Source organism: Arenibaculum pallidiluteum (assembly GCF_017355985.1).
Classification (GTDB): domain Bacteria; phylum Pseudomonadota; class Alphaproteobacteria; order Azospirillales; family Azospirillaceae; genus Arenibaculum; species Arenibaculum pallidiluteum.
In genome coordinates, this window is record NZ_JAFIQU010000001.1 from 405,042 (window position 1) to 421,304 (window position 16,263).

Sequence of the window (16,263 nt, forward strand, 5' to 3'; positions counted from 1 at the left end):
ATCCAATCTAGGAACGATCGAGCCGGGCCGCAATGGCCTCGATTCGCTGCGCGAGCTGGTCGACTGCGTCGGCCACGCCGGCGTCCTCGCGCGGCAGCGCCGCAGTCTGCGCGGCGAGCTCCGCGCGCAGGTCGAACAGCTCGTCGGCCACCATCAGGGCCGCCAGGACGAGAAGCTGCGGCTCGTTCGCGCCGCCTGCCCCGCGCGATAGGACCTGGCGCAGCTTGCCCTCGACGTGGCGCCCGAGCTCGCGCACGCGGTTCTCCTGGCCCTCCTCGCAAGCGACGCTGTAGGTGCGGCCGTTCAGCGTGACGTCGACCCGCGGCATCGTCCTATTCCTCCAGCACGCCCTGCAGGCGCCCGATCGCGACGTCAAGGCGACCCGCGACGGTCTCCACGCGCTGCCGCGCCTGCGCCTCGGCCTCCCGCGAGGCAGCGATCTCGGCCTGCCAGGCCGAGGACCGGGCGTCGAGCGCCGCCTCCAGGCGGGAGACCGCCGCGTCCAGTCGGCTGATGGCGGCTTGCAGGGGGTGCATGGCTGGCGGGATCCGTTTGCGCGTGTTCGGGGCCTTTCCGGCCGCGACACTAGAAGGCGGGCGCCTGGGCCGTCAACGACCGATGGCACGTGCCTTGGCGACGCCCGACGGGGCGCGTCCACGCGCGACAACTGCCAGACAACCGCCAGGGCAACGCACGGCACGTGGTGCGACCACGCGCGGCACGTGGCAGGGTCACGCACGGGTTGACGGGACCGGGCGGTGGCGGGCATGGTGCGCCGCGCCCTGCGACCAGCCCGCACCGACCGTTCCGCGGGCCTTTGCCGCTACCGCGTCCAGCCCCCGCTGGCCTTCAGCTCCACCTTCAGGAATCCGGCACGATGACGACGCAGCCGCCCGCCTCCCCCCAGGCTGTGACCCACGAGCAGATGGCGAACGCCATCCGCGTCCTCGCCATGGACGCGGTCGAGACGGCGAAATCCGGACATCCCGGCATGCCCATGGGCATGGCGGATGTTGCGACTGTGCTGTTCTCGCGCTTCCTGAAGTTCGATCCCAAGGCGCCGCTCTGGCCCGACCGCGACCGCTTCGTGCTGTCGGCCGGCCACGGCTCCATGCTGCTCTACTCCCTGCTCTTCCTGGCGGGATACGAGGGCATGCCGCTGGACGAGCTGCGGCGCTTCCGCCAGGTCGGCAGCAAGACCCCGGGCCATCCCGAGATCCTGCAGGAGAGCGGCATCGAGACGACGACCGGCCCGCTCGGCCAGGGCATCGCGACCGCCGTCGGCATGGCGCTGGCCGAGCGCCACCTGGCCGCCCGCTTCGGCGAGGAGCTGGTCGACCACTATACCTATGTGATCGCGTCCGACGGCGACCTGCAGGAGGGCATCAGCCACGAGGCCGCGTCGCTGGCCGGGCATCTGGGCCTCTCGAAGCTGATCGTGCTGTGGGACGACAACTCGATCCAGATCGACGGCTCAACCCAGCTCAGCTTCACCGACGACACGCTGAACCGGTTCCGCGCCTATGGCTGGGACGTCCGCGAGATCGACGGGCACAACCCCCAGCAGATCGCGACCGCGATCGAGTACGCGCGGACGACCGACGCGCCCTCTCTGATCGCCTGCAAGACCATCATCGGCTACGGCGCGCCCAAGAAGGGCGGCACCAAGGACTGCCACGGCTCTCCCCTGGGACAGGAGGAGATCGATGCCGCGCGCGAGAAGCTCGGCTGGAGCCATGCGCCCTTCGTGATCCCCGACACGATCCTGAAGGCCTGGCGCGACGTGGGCGCCCGGGGCGCCCCCGCCCACGCGGCCTGGCGCGACCGGCTGCAGGCCGCGGGCGAGCGGCGCGCCGCCTTCGAGGCCGCGATCGCCGGCGACCTGCCGGCGGCGGCCGATGCCGCGATCGAGGAGATCAAGCGCAAGACCGCCGCCGAAAGGCCGAAGACTGCAACGCGCGTTGCCTCCGGGCAGGTGCTCGAGGCGCTGGTGCCCCTGGTTCCCGAGCTGCTGGGCGGCTCGGCCGACCTGACGCCGTCCAACAACACCCGCGTGAAGGGGATGGAGGCGGTGCGGCGCGACAGCTACGGCGGCCGCTACATCCATTACGGCGTGCGCGAGCACGGCATGGCGGCCTGCATGAACGGCCTGACGCTGCATGGCGGCGTGATCCCCTATGCCGGCACCTTCCTCGTCTTCTCGGACTACTGCCGTCCGGCGATCCGCCTGTCGGCGCTGATGCGCCGCCGCGTCGTCTACGTGCTGACCCATGATTCCATCGGGCTCGGCGAGGACGGGCCGACCCACCAGCCGGTCGAGCACATCGCCGCGCTCCGCGCGATCCCGAACCTGATGGTGTTCCGGCCGGCCGACATGGTCGAGACGGCCGAGTGCTGGCAGCTCGCGCTGCGCCACAAGGACCGGCCGAGCGTTCTGGCGCTGACGCGCCAGAACCTCGTAACCGTGCGCACCGAGCACGAGAGCGCCAATCTCAGCGCCAGGGGCGCCTACGTCCTGCGCGAGGCCGCGGCCGGCAAGCGCCGGGTGACGCTTCTCGCCACCGGCTCCGAGGTCGAGATCGCGGTCGCCGCGCGCGACCGGCTCGAGGCCGAGGGGATCGCCACGGCGGTCGTCTCCATGCCGAGCTGGGAGCTCTTCGCGGAGCAGGACGAGGCCTACCGCGCCGAGGTCCTGGGCGAGGGCACGCTGCGCGTCGGCATCGAGGCCATGGTCCGGCTGGGCTGGGATCGCTGGATCGGCCCCGAGGGCATCTTCATCGGCATGAAGAGCTTCGGCGAGTCCGGCCCGTACCAGGATCTCTACAAGCATTTCGGAATTACCGCCGACGCTACCGTGGCGGCGGTCAAGGCCCGCCTGTAAGCGGGCTTTCGAAACGTCAATCAAGGAGGGGTCGATGGCAGTGAAGGTGGCGATCAACGGCTTCGGGCGCATCGGTCGGCTGGTGCTGCGCGCGATCTACGAGTCCAAGCGCACCGATCTCGAAGTCGTCGCGATCAACGACCTCGCGGACGTGAAGACCAATGCGCACCTGCTGAAGTACGACAGCGTGCACGGCCGCTTCCCCGGCACGGTCGAGGCCCGCGAGGGCGCCCTTGTGGTCAACGGCCACGAGATCAAGGTGATCCAGCAGCGCGATCCCACCCAGCTCCCGTGGGGTGACCTGGGCGTCGACATCGCGATGGAATGCTCGGGCATCTTCACCAAGCGCGCCGATGCGGAGAAGCACCTGCAGGCCGGCGCGAAGAAGGTCCTGATCTCGGCGCCCGCGACCGACGAGGACCTGACGGTCGTCTTCGGCGTGAACCACGACAAGCTCACCCCCGAGCACCGGATCGTCTCCAACGCCTCCTGCACTACCAACTGCCTGGCCCCGGTCGCCTTCGTGCTGAACAACACGGTGGGCATCGAGAAGGGCTTCATGACTACGATCCACAGCTACACCGGCGACCAGCGGATCGTGGACACCATGCACAAGGACCTGCATCGCGCCCGCGCGGCGGCCCTGAACATGATCCCGACCTCGACCGGCGCGGCCAAGGCGGTCGGCAAGGTCCTGCCCGACCTGAAGGGCAAGCTCGACGGTACCGCCATCCGCGTGCCGACGCCGAACGTCTCGGTCGTCGACTTCAAGTTCATCGCCAAGCGCGCGACCTCGGTCGAGGAGATCACTGCGGCGATCCGCCAGGCGGCGGACGGCCCGCTCAAGAACATCCTCGGCTACTACACGGAGGAGCTGGTCTCCACCGACTTCAACCACGACCCCCATTCCTCGATCTTCGCCCTGGGCGAGACAAAGGTCATCGAAGGCACGCTGGTGCGCATCCTGACCTGGTACGACAACGAGTGGGGCTTCTCGAACCGCATGAGCGACACCGCAGTCGCTATGGCGAAGATCGGCTAAAGTAAAGAAGATCGGCCAAGGCCGAGCCGCCCCTCCCCTCGGGGAGGGGCGGAACCCCCCGGGCGGCTTCCCGGTTGGTCCCAGGACGGACAACCGACGGCAGGAGCCGGCCATGGGCCCATCGAACCGCGCCACCGCCCGCCTCTCTCCGGCCCGCGCATCTCTGGCCCGCGCCTCTCTGGCCCTCTCCATGCTGGCCACAGCCCTGACCTGGGCCCCGGCAACCGCCCAGCAGAACCTGATCACCGACACGACAACCGCAGATCTCTCGGTCGCGACCGGCACGGTCCAGACCTTCGACCGCGACGGCCGAATCCTGACGCTGTCGGACGGAACGCGCTACGAGATCGCGCCCAGCGTCCCGTTGGAGACCGTCCGCGTGGCCGAGGGGGACCCCGTCCAGGTGTTCTGGCACGGCGACGGGGACAGGCGGGTCGCGGCCCAACTCGTCCCCGGCGCACCGGATCCCGACGGCGCCGCCGGGTCGAGCCCCGCAGCCCCGCTGCCCGACGGCAGCTCGGGAGGGAGCGGCTCGGACGGCGGACCCGCCCGCTGAACCGCCCCCACACCTGGGATCAGGAGCCGGCGATCACAGGAAGAAATCGCCCGAGGACAGGGATCCCGTGTTCAGGGTGACCTGGAAGTCAGCGACCTTGTCGCCGTTCACGTCCCCTTCGAGCACGTGCTGGCCGTCGATGGTCTTGATGTGGAGCTGCCCGGCCTTGCCCGTGAAGCTTCCGGTGCCCAGGAACGAGAAGCCCTGGTTCCCGCTGGCCTTCGTGCTGGCGTCGATGCCCGCCAGGTCGATCTTGTCGCCCTGGCTGCGGCTGAAGTCGAGGATCTGATCCCGCGACGAGCCCTTGCTCTCGGAGGCCAGATTGAAGTCGAAGCGATCCGAGCCGGACCCGCCGACCAGCACGTCCTTGCCGGACCCGCCGGTCAGGATGTCACTGCCGTCCCCGCCTTCGAGCCGATCGTTTCCGGCCCCGCCCTGCAGGGTGTCCGCACCGCCCATCCCGAGCAGCGTGTCGTTGCCATCCTGACCCTTGATCAGGTTGCCGCCCGAGTTCCCGGTGATCTTGTTGTCGGAGCCGTTGCCGGTTCCGCTGATCCCCGAGGAGCCCAGGAGCTTCAGATCGATCTCGCCGCTGCCCAGGGTGTAGCTGGTCGACTTCTCGACCGTCCGGCCGGTCGCTCCCCCCGAGGAGCCGCCGCCCGACGAGCCGCCCGAATTGGTGTAGGGACCGTCGGCGAAGCGGTCGATGTCGGGATCGCTCGCGTTGTTGCCGGAGAAGCGGACCGGATTGGACGTCGCGTTGTTGACGAGCACCGCCCGGTCGTAGTCGCTGGTGAAAGTGTTGTTCTCGACCACGAGGCTGTCGCCGCCGCGGCCGCCCTCCCCCGCGAAGCCGATGAAGTGGTTGTTCAGCGACCCTTCGCCCTTGTGGATGGTGTTGCCCCGGATCACGCCGGTGCCGCCGTTGGCGAGGTCGATGGAATAGACCGAGCTGTCGGGTCCGTCCTTCAGGGTCGATCCTTCGACCGTCGTGCTGGCGGCCCGGCTCTTGATGTGGTGGCCGTCCTCCGTGTCGGTGAAGGTGCTGCCGGTCACCACCAGGCTCGCCACCTTGTTCACGTAGATGCCGTGGGTCCGCGCGTCGCCCCGCCCGTTGCCGGAGAAGGTGCTGTCCTCGATCAGGACCTTGGCTCCGGAGACGTCGGAGGTCAGGATCCCGTTCTCGTTGTTCCGGAAGACGCTGTCGCGAACCGTGAGGTTCCCGGCCTCGTGCCGGATGCCGGCGCCGTTCTCGTCGGGCACGCGGGCGCCAGTGAACTCCAGGTTCTGGATCTCCACGTTGCCGCGGGTGACGAGGATCGCCTTGCCGTTGGGCGGCGCCGCGGTCGCCTGGAGCACGGCCTTGCCGCCGACCCCGACGATCTTCAGCGCATGCGTCACCGTCGCGAAATCGTTCACGTAGGTGCCGGCACGGACATTGATCGTGTCGCCCGCGCTGCTCGCCGCGATCGCGCTGGACAGCTTCTTGTAGGCCTCGTTGGGCCCGACCCACAGGGTGGCCATGGGTGTGTCTCCCTCTCTTCTGCTTGGGACGGACGGGACACGGGGAAGGCCGTGCCCGCCGCTCGGAATGGGCGGCCGGCCGCATCTCCGGACCGGCGGGGCCGGCGGATGGGATCGGCACGCCGCCCGGTGCTGCGGCCGGGCGTGCATGCGATGGGAATGCGTCGCCCGTCCGGCGCCTCGGTCGGCCCGGTCAGTTCAGACGATTTTCAGGACAGACAATCTAAAGTAAGCTCACCCCACCCAAGCAGAGTGGTAAGTCATCGTGGATGACTTGGATGAGCGATGGACTGACTTCCGCCATGAGATCTCCTTCTCTCGTGTTTTCGTCGGGGAAGGATTGATTTTCTGGCGCCCGGCGCGGACCGCCGGACTGAGGAATAGCCCGATTATCACGCGAATTTCGAAACTGATACCCTGGAACGGCGATGCCCCAGCTTTATCACAACCCCGCGTGGAACCGCACCGGATGCGGAACCCGTCCGCGGCGGCAGGTGTTTCACCTGTCGTTCCGCCGCCTCGGCGGCCCGGAGGCTCCAGACCTGCGCAATGGACACAGCCGAACCGACGCTCGCCTCGCTCCAGCCTGAAGCCATCGCCTTCTATGCGGAGAGCCTTCGCCGCCTCCAGGCCTCGGGGCTGCCCTTCCTGGTGTCCGGCACCTACGCCATCAACGCCTATACCGGGCTGAGGCGGCCGACCAAAGACATCGACGTCTTCTGCAAGGCCGGCGACTTCCCGCGCATCCTGCAGCTCTTCCCGAAGCCGGAATTCACCATAACGATCGAGGACGAGCGCTGGCTGGCCAAGGTCCACAAGGGTGACTACTTCTTCGACGTGATCTTCAACTCCACGGCAGGGCTGGGTATCATCACGGACCAGTGGTTCGACGAGAACTTCAAGGCCGAGGTCCTTGGCGTCGAGGTCAAGCTGGTTCCGCCGACCGAGATGGTCTTTTCCAAGGCCTTCGTGCAGAACCGGGAGCGCTACGACGGCGCTGACGTCGCGCACATGATCCTGCGCCAGCATGAGCATATCGACTGGCACCGCCTGCTCTGCTACATGGAGGCGCACTGGGAAGTGCTGCTAATGCACATCCTGAACTTCCGCTTCATCTATCCCAGCGAGCGCGAGATCATCCCGCGCTGGCTGCTGGACGAGCTTCTGGACCGCCTGAAGCTCCAGGAGGACCTGCCCACCGCGCGGATCAAGATCTGCCGCGGCCGGTTGTTCTCGCCGCACGACTACGAAATCGACGTGAAGCAATGGGGCTTCGCCGACGTGGTCGGCCGCGGCGAGGGCGTGCCGGTCGTGCCCGTCGACCACGGGCCCGAGATCGCACGCCGCGTGGACGGCGACCGGACGTCCGGAGCCAAGGACTGACGGCCGGCACGACGGCCAGAGCTGACGGAGACATCGCTTGGAAGGCTTGATCACGCTCGCGGCGATCGGCGACATCCACGTCTCGGACTCGCACGATACGCGCTATCGCGACATGTTCGCCGAGATCTCGGACCGTGCCGACGTGCTCGCCCTGTGCGGCGACGTGACCAATCTCGGCAAGCCGCGCGAGGCCGAGATGGTGGCCGAGGACCTGAAGGCGTGCTCGATCCCGGTGGTGGCCGTCCTGGGCAACCACGACCATGAATGCGGCAACCCCGAGGAGGTCATGCGCATCCTGGGCGATGCCGGGGTCAAGTTCCTGGGCGAGGAGAGCCATATCGTGAAGGGCGTCGGCTTCGCCGGCGTGAAGGGCTTCGCCGGCGGCTTCGGCAAGTTCATGCTCGGATCCTTCGGCGAGGCAGCCATCAAGACCTTCGTGCAGGAAGCCACCGCGGAATCCATGCGATTGGAGAACGCGCTGCAGAATCTCGACACCGAAAGAAAGGTCGTCGTCCTGCACTACGCGCCGATCGCCGCCACGGTGGAAGGCGAGCCGCGGGAGATCTTCCCCTTCCTGGGCTCCTCGCGCCTGGCCGAGACCATCGACCGGTTCGACGGCATCTCCGCGGTCGTGCACGGCCATGCCCATCACGGCAGCTTCGAGGGAAAGACCCCCGGCGGCACGCCGGTCTACAACGTCGCGGCCCAGATCCCCAAGATCGGTGGCCGGCCCTATGCGCTGATCGCGGTGTAAGGGGAGACGGCCGGGACGGCGGCCGCGCAGCGCGGCGCGGCTCCCGCTCAGCGGGTCTTCCGGCTCGCCATTGCAATGCCGAGCGCGATCAGAGCGATTCCCACGGCGTGATAGCCGTGCATGCTCTCGCCGAGGAAGACAACCGCCATCACGCTGCCGAAGACCGGAACCAGGTGAATCGAGAGGCCGGTCCGGTTCGGGCCCAGCAGTTCGACCGAGCGGTTGTAGCAGAGATAGGCCAGGATCGAGGCGAAGACCGCGACGTAGCCGACCGCCGCCAGGCTGGCGAAGTCGGGGCGCATGGCCTGCACCGTCAGGCTCTCCCAGACATAGAAGGGCAGCAGGATCAGGGCGCCGACCCCGAAGGTCAGCGCGACGAAGCTGAAGGGATTGGTAGCGGGACGCTTGCGCAGCAGCGCCGTGTAGCCGGCATAGCAGACGACCGCCGCGAAGACCCAGAGATCGCCGGGATTGAGGTTCAGCGAGTGCAGGACGTCCGGATCGCCGCGCGTGGCGATGGCCAGGACGCCCGCCAACGAGACCAGGATTCCCAGCCCCTGGAGGACGCCGACGCGTTCGGCGAAGAGCGCAAAGCTCATCAGCACGATCAGCACCGGCATGGTCGACTGCATCATCACGGCGTTCACCACCGCCGTCTGCTTCAGGCCGATGTAGAGGAAGGTGTTGAAGACCGCGATGCCCAGCGCCGACAGCACAAGCACGAGCCCCCAGCGTGCCCTCAGCACCGGCAGGTCGCGGCGCAGATGGGGCCAGGCCAGGGGCATGATCAGCAGGAAGGCGAGGATCCAGCGCCAGAAGGCGAGCCCCACCGGCGGCACCTGCCCTGCTACGGCCCGGCCGATTACGGCATTGCCGGCCCAGGCCAGCGGCGGCACCATCAGCAGCAGGTAGGGCATGCCCCAGATCCGGGTCGCGAGTCCGGGCATCCGGGCAGCGGTCGCGGGGCGGGTTTCGGCGTCGGCTCGGTCGGTCATGCGGCTCGCGGCGTGGCGCCCCCGAGTCGGTCCCGGGGAGCATGTCGAGCGGTGCTAGAGGGAAGCGTGCACGAGGTCAACGCGGACAGGCCGATCCTGGTGCATGGCTCGGCCGAGGTCCGCGCAGCCCTGGGCGCCGCGGCCTCGCTTGGCGTCGGGGTGCGGCTCTGCAGCGCGCCCGGCGCCGGATGCCATGGCGGCGGCGCCTGGTTCCGTGCGCTCATCGAGGACGGAAGGCGGGAGTTTCCGGAGGTGCCGGTCACCGCGGTGCTCGACTGCGCGGACCGGCCGGGTGCCGCGCTGGCAGCCCTGCGCGCAGGCGTGCCGGACGTGGCGCTAGCCGGCAAGCCCGATCTGCTGGAGCGGGTGCGGGCCATCGCCGAGGCCCAGGGCGCCCGCCTACATACCCCCTGCGCCGGAGGCCTCGATCTGCGGGGGCGCCGCGACGCCCTCGAGGCGTGCCGCCTCTGGCTGCTGAGGTAACACCGAAAAAGGGGACGGGCGGCGTTGCAATGCGCACCGCAGCGGGCTATGAGGGCCGCACCTTCGAAAAACCGGAACCGGGGATACAAGGGATCATGAAGCTCACCCGCCGCGTCAAAGAGATCCTCGCGAACTACGAGAGCGACAACCCGGCGACCCGCGCCAACCTGGCCCGCATCCTGATGGAAGGCCGGCTCGGCGGGACGGGCAAGCTGGTCATCCTGCCGGTCGACCAGGGCTTCGAGCACGGCCCGGCGCGCAGCTTCGCCGCCAACCCGGCCGGCTACGACCCCAAGTACCACCCGCAGCTCGCGATCGACGCGGGCCTCAGCGCCTACGCGGCCCCGCTCGGCCCGCTGGAGGCCGCGGCCGACGTCACGGCCGGCCAGATCCCCACGATCCTGAAGCTGAACAGCGCAAACAGCCTCTCGCGCACCAAGGAAGGCGCCGACCAGGCCGTGACCGGCTCGGTCCTCGACGCCGTCCGCCTCGGCGCGTCGGCGATCGGCTTCACGATCTATCCCGGCTCGGACGCGATGTACGACCAGTACGAGGAGATCCGGGAGCTGTCGGCCGAGGCCAAGGAATACGGCATCGCCACCGTGATCTGGTCCTATCCCCGCGGCGGCGCCCTCTCCAAGGACGGCGAGCTGGCGGTCGACGTGATCGCCTATGCCGCCCACATGGCGGCGCTGCTCGGCGCGCACATCATCAAGGTGAAGCTGCCGACCGACCACCTCGAGAACGCCGAGGCCAAGAAGGTCTACCAGAGCCAGAACATCCCGATCGGCACGCTGACCGACCGCGTGAAGCACGTCATGCAGTCGTCCTTCAACGGCCGCCGCATCGTGGTCTTCTCGGGCGGCGCCATGAAGGGCGAGGATTCGGTCTTCGAGGACGCCCGAGCGATCCGCGACGGCGGCGGCAACGGCTCGATCATCGGGCGCAATGCCTTCCAGCGCCCGCGCGAGGATGCCCTGGTGCTGCTCGACCGCCTGGTGCGTATCTATCAGGGCAAGGAGTGACCGGCCCCTTGGCCGACTGCCGTCTCTACCTGATCACGCCGCCGGCTTTCGAGCCGGCGGCCTTCTCCGAGGATCTCCGGCGGGCTCTCGGGGCGGGCGACGTTGCCTGCCTCCAGCTCCGCCTCAAGGACGTTCCCGACGACGCGATCCGCCGCGCGACCGAGATCCTGATGCCCATCGCGCAGGCATCGGATGTCGCGTTCCTGATGAACGACCGCCCCGACCTCGCCCGCGAGCTCGGCTGTGACGGCGTCCATGTCGGGCAGGACGACACCCCCTACCGCGATGCCCGCCGCATCGTGGGACCCGATGCGATCGTCGGCGTGTCGTGCCAGGGCTCGCGCCATCTGGCCATGGTGGCGGCCGAGGATGGCGCCGACTATGTGGCCTTCGGCCCCATGTTCCCGACTTCCACGAAGCCCGATGCCGGCGACGTCGCCGAGATCGAGCTGCTGGCTTGGTGGGCCGAGCTGTTCGAGGTTCCCTGCGTCGCGATAGGCGGGATCACGCCGGCGAACTGCGCGCCGCTGGTGCGGAGCGGTGCCGACTTCCTCTGCGCGATCTCCGCGGTCTGGAACCACCCGCGGGGACCGGACGCGGCCGTTAGGGAGTTCAACGCCGCCATCTCTGCCGCCTCCTGATCCCTGCCCCTGCCCCCTGCCGCCGGGACGGCGGAGTTCCCATATGGATCGGCGTCCCTGAGCAAGGAGGATCCCCATGAGCAAGACCGGCCTGGGCGGACTTACGGCGCGGCTGTTCGGAAAGTCGCATGAGAGCGACGAGAGCTATCCCGTGCGCAGGACCGAGGCGGAATGGCGCGCGACCCTCTCGCCCGATCAGTTCCGGGTGCTCCGCCAGCACGGAACCGAGGCGCCCGGCTCCAGCCCACTGAACGAGGAGCACCGGCCCGGCACCTTCCACTGCGCGGGCTGCGGAAAGCCGCTGTTCGAATCCGATGCCAAGTTCGAAAGCGGATCGGGCTGGCCCAGCTTCTGGGAACCCATTCCCGAAGCGGTCGGCACGACGGAGGACCGCAGCTTCTTCATGGTCCGGATTGAGGTGCACTGCGCCGATTGCGGCGGCCATCTCGGCCATGTCTTCGACGACGGGCCGCAGCCCACGGGGCTGCGCTACTGCATGAACGGTGCCGCCCTCAGCTTCGAGCCGAAGGCTTAATTACAAACGTAATTCGTTAATACGCGACATTCTCCACAAGAATCTGTATCGAGGGGCGGCGAACGCGTTGACGCCGCCCCTGACGCGGGGCGAATATCGCCGCCTGCAACGGTGACGCGCGACCGGGCTGCAAAAGTCCCGCAAATGGCAGAACGAGGAGGATGCAATGTCTCTCAGGATCAATTCCGAAGCACCGAACTTCACGGCCGAGACCACGCAGGGAACGATAGATTTCCATGAATGGATCGGCAACGGCTGGGCGATCCTGTTCTCGCACCCGAAGGATTTCACGCCGGTGTGCACCACCGAGCTCGGCTATATGGCCGGGCTGAAGCCGGAGTTCGACAGGCGCGGGACCAAGATCATCGGTCTCAGCGTCGACCCCGTGACGAATCATTCGCGCTGGGCCAGCGACATCGAGGAGACCCAGGGACACGCGGTCAACTACCCGATGATCGGCGACCCCGAGCTGAAGGTCGCGAAGCTCTACGACATGCTTCCCGAGGGCGCCGGCAACACCTCGGACGGGCGCACCGCGGTGGACAACGCGACCGTGCGCTCGGTCTTCATCGTCGGCCCCGACAAGAAGATCAAGGCGATGCTCACCTACCCGATGAGCGCCGGCCGCAACTTCGACGAGGTGCTGCGGCTTCTGGACGCGCTCCAGCTCAACGCGGTCCACAACGTCGCCACCCCTGTGAACTGGCGGCCGGGGGACGACGTGATCATCCCGACCTCGGTCTCCGACGAGCAGGCCCGGGAGAAGTACCCCCAGGGGTTCAAGACGCTGAAGCCCTATCTTCGTGTCGTGAAGCAGCCGACCGCGTAATATCGAGCATGTGCCGGCCCTGGGGCGGAGCGCCACGCGGCGCCCCGGGGGCCCTGGCGCCGCCGCGCGGCGGGCTGCCCGCCGCGCGGCCCATACGGTCCGCCGGAACGATGGAACGAGAGCGATGCCCGTCATCGTGGAAGCGTTCTTCGACAAGCCGACCTCCACGCTGTCCTACGTCGTCTTCGACGGGGACGGCGGATCGGCGGCGATCATCGATCCCGTCCTGGGGTTCGACTATGCCTCGGGACGCACCAGCACGGCCTTCGCCGACGGGATTGCCGCCTTCGTTCGCGCCCGGCGGCTCTCGGTCGCCTGGATCCTCGAGACCCATGTCCATGCCGACCACCTGAGCGCCGCGGCCTATCTGCGCAAGGAGCTCGGCGGCACTGTCGGCATCGGCCGGCGTGTGGTCGAGGTGCAGAAGCGCTTCGCCGGCGTCTACGCGATGCCGCCGGAGTTCCGCCAGGACGGCGGCCAGTTCGACCACCTGTTCAGGGACGGCGAGACCTTCCGCGTCGGATCGGCAGAGGGCCGCGTGATCGCGACCCCAGGCCACACGCCGGATTCCGTCTCCTACTATATCGGCGACGCGGTGTTCGTCGGCGACACGCTGTTCATGCCCGACGGAGGGACCGCACGCTGCGATTTTCCCGGCGGCTCGGCACACGAGCTCTACGGCTCGATCCGGCGCCTTTTGGCGCTGCCGCCGGAGACGCGCATGTTCGTCTGCCACGACTATCAGCCGAACGGCCGCGAGATCGCCTGGCAGACCACCGTCGCAGCGCAGCGGTCCGCCAACATCCACACCCATGACGGCATATCCGAGGATCAGTTCGTGGCCATGCGGACCGAGCGCGACCGCACGCTGGGCATGCCCGCCCTGATCATCCCCTCGATCCAGGTCAACATCGAGGCGGGACAGCTCCCGAAGCCCGACGACAATGGACTTCGGTACCTGAAGCTGCCCCTCGACGGTCTCTGACGGGATCTCAGGCCTCGTCCTTGCGCCCGGCGTCGCGGGCGCCGGCGCCACGGATTCCCGCCTGGACCTCGGGCGCCGGCGGCGTGTTGGTCCCGCCGATCCCGGTTCCCGGCGTTCCACCCGTCGTTCCGGCCCCGTGGCCCAGGATCTCGCGCCCGCCGGGCACGTCCGTGGTCGAGCCGGAGCCCTGCGCGCCCGTCTGGAGCGAGGGGCCCGCGCCCGAGTCCGGCAGCGCCGCCTCGCGCGCGAGGCCGGCATCGCCCATGATCCCCACCTCGCGCTGCGAGGTCACGCCCTGCGCCCGCTCGGAGACGCTCGGAGGGATGTCGCGCCCCCCGGTGTCACCTGCTGTCGCGTCGGAGGGATGGCCCATGGCGCTGCTTCCCATCCCGGTCACGCCGGTGCTGCCGATGCCGTCGGTGCGCCCCCCTGCAGGCGTCGCCGGCCCGCCCGCGGTCACGTCGGCGGCCGGCCCTTCGCCGCCGGAGCCGCCCAGCGCCGCCTTCGCCCGCCCGATGCCGCCGGCGCTCTCCGGCCCGCCGCGGCTGTCGCCACCGGACCCGCCGATCCCTGTCGCCGTGCCGGCCGGATTCGCGACGCCTGCCCCCGGATCGCCGGTGATCGCATCGCCCGTGGGGATCCCGGCCGCCGCCTCCGGCTTCGCCGGTCCCCGCGCCGTCCCGGGCAGCCCGCGATCCCTGCCTTCCCTCTCGTCCATGCCGCGCACTCCGCTGCTAGCCTGTGAGACCAGCAACAGCGGCATGGGGCCTGCGTTGCCCCGGCCCGCGCCAAGCCCGCGCCAGTATCATGCCGGCGCGCGTCAGTCGCCCCGCCCGCCATGCGTCGGCCGAGCGACCGGCGCCCACAGCACGTCGTCGATGGCATCCTGCCCCGTGCACAGCATCACGAGGCGGTCGAAGCCCAGCGCGATTCCCGCGCTGTCCGGCATGCCGTGGGACAGCGCGGCCAGGAAGTCCTCGTCGATGGGGAAGCGCTCGCCGTAGAGCCGCTCCTTCAGCGCCATATCGGCCTCGAACCGGGCCCGCTGCACCGCGGGATCCGTCAGTTCGCCGAAGGCGTTCGCCAGCTCGATGCCGCAGACATAGAGCTCGAACCGCTCGGCCAGGCGCGGGTCATCCGCTTTGGGGCGGGACAGCGCGGCCATGCTGACGGGATAGTCGATCAGTACGGTCGGCCGCCCGAAGCCCAGATGCGGCTCGATACGCTCGAACGCGATGCGGAAGAACAGGTCCTCCCAGCTGTCGCCGTCATGGGGCGCGATTCCGATGCGTGCGGCCTCGCACGCCAGCATGTCGCGATCGGGGGCGCGCGGATCGGGAGCGGTCGCCAGCAGGTCGATGTCGGCATGGCGCGCGAAGGCCTCGGCCACGCCGAGAATCTCCCAGTCGCCGAAGGGATCGCTCTCCCCGCCCCGCCCGCGCAGGCGGTCGGCCCCGGCCGCCCGCGTCGCGGCCTGTACGAGTCCGCGGCAGTCTTCGACCAGGTCGCGGTAGGTAGCGCCCGCCCGGTACCACTCCAGCATCGTGAACTCGGGGCTGTGGGTGTCCGAACGCTCGCCGTTCCGGTACACCGGCGCGAGCTGGTAGAGCCGCTCGACCCCGGCCACCAGCAGCTTCTTCATCGCGAACTCGGGCGAGGTGTGCAGATGCAGCGTCTGCACGTCGTCGGGATTCGGTCCCTCAAGCACCGTGGAGAAGGCCTTGAGATGCGGCTCCATGCCGGGCGAGACCTGAAGCGCCGGCGTCTCGACCTCGAGGAAGCCGCGCTCGTCGAAATAGGAGCGCACCGCCCTGCGGATCCGCACGCGGGCCTCGAGCGCACCGCGGCGGCGCGCGAAGACGTCGGGGCGCCACCATGGCGCACGGGACGCGTCGGCTCTGGGCAACGGCTGAACTCCCCGCCTGTTCTTGGGCAATCGGGCCGCGGATCCGACCGCGGGCGCCGGCAAAGGACGTCGGGCAGACCGCGAGTTGAACGGCTGCGGTCAACCTGATACGGTCCGCGCCTCGATTCCAGAGCCAAGACAAGATCGGTAGACGGCCATGAAGGTCAACGCCAACCAGATGCGCCCCGGCCACGTGCTCGAGCACAACGGCAAGCTTTGGGTGATCACCAAGACCCAGATCGTCCAGCCCGGCAAGGGCGGCGCCTTCATCCAGCTCGAGATGAAGGACGCTCGCACGGGCAACAAGAACATCGAACGCTTCCGCACCCAGGAGACGGTCGAGCGCGCGCGCCTGGACGAGCACGAGATGCAGTTCCTGTTCTCCGAGGGCGACAACTTCACCTTCATGGACAACGAGAGCTTCGAGCAGATCGTGATCCCGCGGGACGTGATCGGCGATCCCGCCGTCTTCCTGCAGGAGGGCATGAAGGTCACGGTGCAGAGCCACGAGGGCTCGCCCCTCGGCGTCGAGCTGCCGCAGACCGTGACGCTCCAGATCGTCGAGGCCGACCCGGTGGTGAAGGGTCAGACGGCCTCCTCCTCGTACAAGCCCGCCAAGCTCGAGAACGGCGAGCGCGTGATGGTGCCGCCGCACATCGAGTCCGGCACCCGGATCGTGGTCGACACCTCGACCGGCGAGTACCTGGAGCGGGCCAAGGACTGA

At 68.9% G+C, this 16,263-nt stretch carries 18 protein-coding genes; 12 read left to right on the plus strand and 6 right to left on the minus strand.

Annotated features, from left to right (window positions below; translation table 11 throughout):
• Positions 1 to 7 precede the first annotated feature (7 nt).
• Both JUB13_RS01940 and JUB13_RS01945 read right to left on the minus strand, forming a co-directional pair.
• Positions 8 to 328 carry a cell division protein ZapA gene (locus JUB13_RS01940; RefSeq protein WP_207476733.1) on the minus strand — a complete coding sequence of 107 codons (321 nt, stop codon included), beginning with the start codon at positions 326 to 328 and terminating at the stop codon, positions 8 to 10.
• Between the two features lie 4 nt (positions 329 to 332).
• Positions 333 to 536: a hypothetical protein gene (locus tag JUB13_RS01945; protein ID WP_207476735.1), complete on the minus strand. Its 204-nt coding sequence runs from the start codon at positions 534 to 536 to the stop codon at positions 333 to 335.
• Positions 537 to 877: 341 nt separating this feature from the next.
• Between JUB13_RS01945 and tkt the strand changes: the two genes are divergently transcribed.
• From tkt to JUB13_RS01960, 3 genes are all read left to right on the plus strand, one after another.
• On the plus strand, positions 878 to 2,881 hold the full coding sequence (gene tkt / locus JUB13_RS01950) for a transketolase (protein WP_207476737.1): 2,004 nt from the start codon (positions 878 to 880) through the stop codon (positions 2,879 to 2,881).
• A gap of 34 nt (positions 2,882 to 2,915) precedes the next feature.
• On the plus strand, positions 2,916 to 3,923 hold the full coding sequence (gap, locus tag JUB13_RS01955; RefSeq protein WP_207476739.1) for a type I glyceraldehyde-3-phosphate dehydrogenase: 1,008 nt from the start codon (positions 2,916 to 2,918) through the stop codon (positions 3,921 to 3,923).
• 112 nt (positions 3,924 to 4,035) lie between these two features.
• Positions 4,036 to 4,479 (plus strand): hypothetical protein, encoded by a 444-nt coding sequence (locus tag JUB13_RS01960; protein WP_207476741.1) that lies wholly within the window; start codon positions 4,036 to 4,038, stop codon positions 4,477 to 4,479.
• A 33-nt stretch (positions 4,480 to 4,512) separates the two neighbouring features.
• Here the strand turns inward: JUB13_RS01960 and JUB13_RS01965 are convergent, their stop codons facing one another.
• Positions 4,513 to 6,003, minus strand: a complete 1,491-nt coding sequence (locus JUB13_RS01965; protein WP_207476744.1) for a right-handed parallel beta-helix repeat-containing protein — start codon at positions 6,001 to 6,003, stop codon at positions 4,513 to 4,515.
• A gap of 549 nt (positions 6,004 to 6,552) precedes the next feature.
• Here JUB13_RS01965 and JUB13_RS01970 point away from each other — a divergent pair.
• Both JUB13_RS01970 and JUB13_RS01975 read left to right on the plus strand, forming a co-directional pair.
• On the plus strand, positions 6,553 to 7,386 hold the full coding sequence (locus tag JUB13_RS01970; protein WP_207476746.1) for a nucleotidyltransferase family protein: 834 nt from the start codon (positions 6,553 to 6,555) through the stop codon (positions 7,384 to 7,386).
• A gap of 37 nt (positions 7,387 to 7,423) precedes the next feature.
• Positions 7,424 to 8,140, plus strand: coding sequence for a metallophosphoesterase family protein (locus tag JUB13_RS01975; RefSeq protein ID WP_236024653.1), 717 nt, complete (start codon positions 7,424 to 7,426; stop codon positions 8,138 to 8,140).
• Positions 8,141 to 8,187: 47 nt separating this feature from the next.
• On the opposite strand, the gene JUB13_RS01980 is transcribed toward JUB13_RS01975, so the two are convergent.
• Positions 8,188 to 9,135: a DMT family transporter gene (locus tag JUB13_RS01980; protein WP_236024654.1), complete on the minus strand. Its 948-nt coding sequence runs from the start codon at positions 9,133 to 9,135 to the stop codon at positions 8,188 to 8,190.
• A gap of 66 nt (positions 9,136 to 9,201) precedes the next feature.
• On the opposite strand from JUB13_RS01980, the gene JUB13_RS01985 reads away from it, so the two are divergent.
• The 6 genes from JUB13_RS01985 to JUB13_RS02010 all read left to right on the plus strand — a co-directional run bounded on the left by JUB13_RS01985 (position 9,202) and on the right by JUB13_RS02010 (position 13,633).
• Positions 9,202 to 9,618 carry a hypothetical protein gene (locus JUB13_RS01985; RefSeq protein WP_207476748.1) on the plus strand — a complete coding sequence of 139 codons (417 nt, stop codon included), beginning with the start codon at positions 9,202 to 9,204 and terminating at the stop codon, positions 9,616 to 9,618.
• A 95-nt stretch (positions 9,619 to 9,713) separates the two neighbouring features.
• On the plus strand, positions 9,714 to 10,643 hold the full coding sequence (locus JUB13_RS01990) for a class I fructose-bisphosphate aldolase (protein WP_207476750.1): 930 nt from the start codon (positions 9,714 to 9,716) through the stop codon (positions 10,641 to 10,643).
• A gap of 8 nt (positions 10,644 to 10,651) precedes the next feature.
• The gene (gene thiE, locus JUB13_RS01995; protein ID WP_207476753.1) at positions 10,652 to 11,284 is read left to right on the plus strand and encodes a thiamine phosphate synthase; all 633 of its coding nucleotides are present in this window, start codon (positions 10,652 to 10,654) and stop codon (positions 11,282 to 11,284) included.
• A gap of 76 nt (positions 11,285 to 11,360) precedes the next feature.
• Entirely contained in the window at positions 11,361 to 11,819 is a 459-nt protein-coding gene (gene msrB, locus JUB13_RS02000; RefSeq protein ID WP_207476755.1) for a peptide-methionine (R)-S-oxide reductase MsrB, read from the plus strand.
• A 166-nt stretch (positions 11,820 to 11,985) separates the two neighbouring features.
• Entirely contained in the window at positions 11,986 to 12,648 is a 663-nt protein-coding gene (locus tag JUB13_RS02005) for a peroxiredoxin (RefSeq protein ID WP_207476757.1), read from the plus strand.
• Positions 12,649 to 12,772: 124 nt separating this feature from the next.
• Entirely contained in the window at positions 12,773 to 13,633 is an 861-nt protein-coding gene (locus JUB13_RS02010) for an MBL fold metallo-hydrolase (protein WP_207476759.1), read from the plus strand.
• Positions 13,634 to 13,640: 7 nt separating this feature from the next.
• Here JUB13_RS02010 and JUB13_RS02015 read toward each other — a convergent pair whose 3' ends face one another.
• Both JUB13_RS02015 and epmA read right to left on the minus strand, forming a co-directional pair.
• Complete coding sequence (locus tag JUB13_RS02015) at positions 13,641 to 14,351, minus strand: hypothetical protein (protein WP_207476761.1); 711 nt, start codon at positions 14,349 to 14,351, stop codon at positions 13,641 to 13,643.
• 102 nt (positions 14,352 to 14,453) lie between these two features.
• Positions 14,454 to 15,539 carry an EF-P lysine aminoacylase EpmA gene (gene epmA / locus JUB13_RS02020; RefSeq protein ID WP_207476763.1) on the minus strand — a complete coding sequence of 362 codons (1,086 nt, stop codon included), beginning with the start codon at positions 15,537 to 15,539 and terminating at the stop codon, positions 14,454 to 14,456.
• A gap of 157 nt (positions 15,540 to 15,696) precedes the next feature.
• Between epmA and efp the strand changes: the two genes are divergently transcribed.
• Positions 15,697 to 16,263, plus strand: a complete 567-nt coding sequence (efp, locus tag JUB13_RS02025) for an elongation factor P (protein ID WP_207476765.1) — start codon at positions 15,697 to 15,699, stop codon at positions 16,261 to 16,263.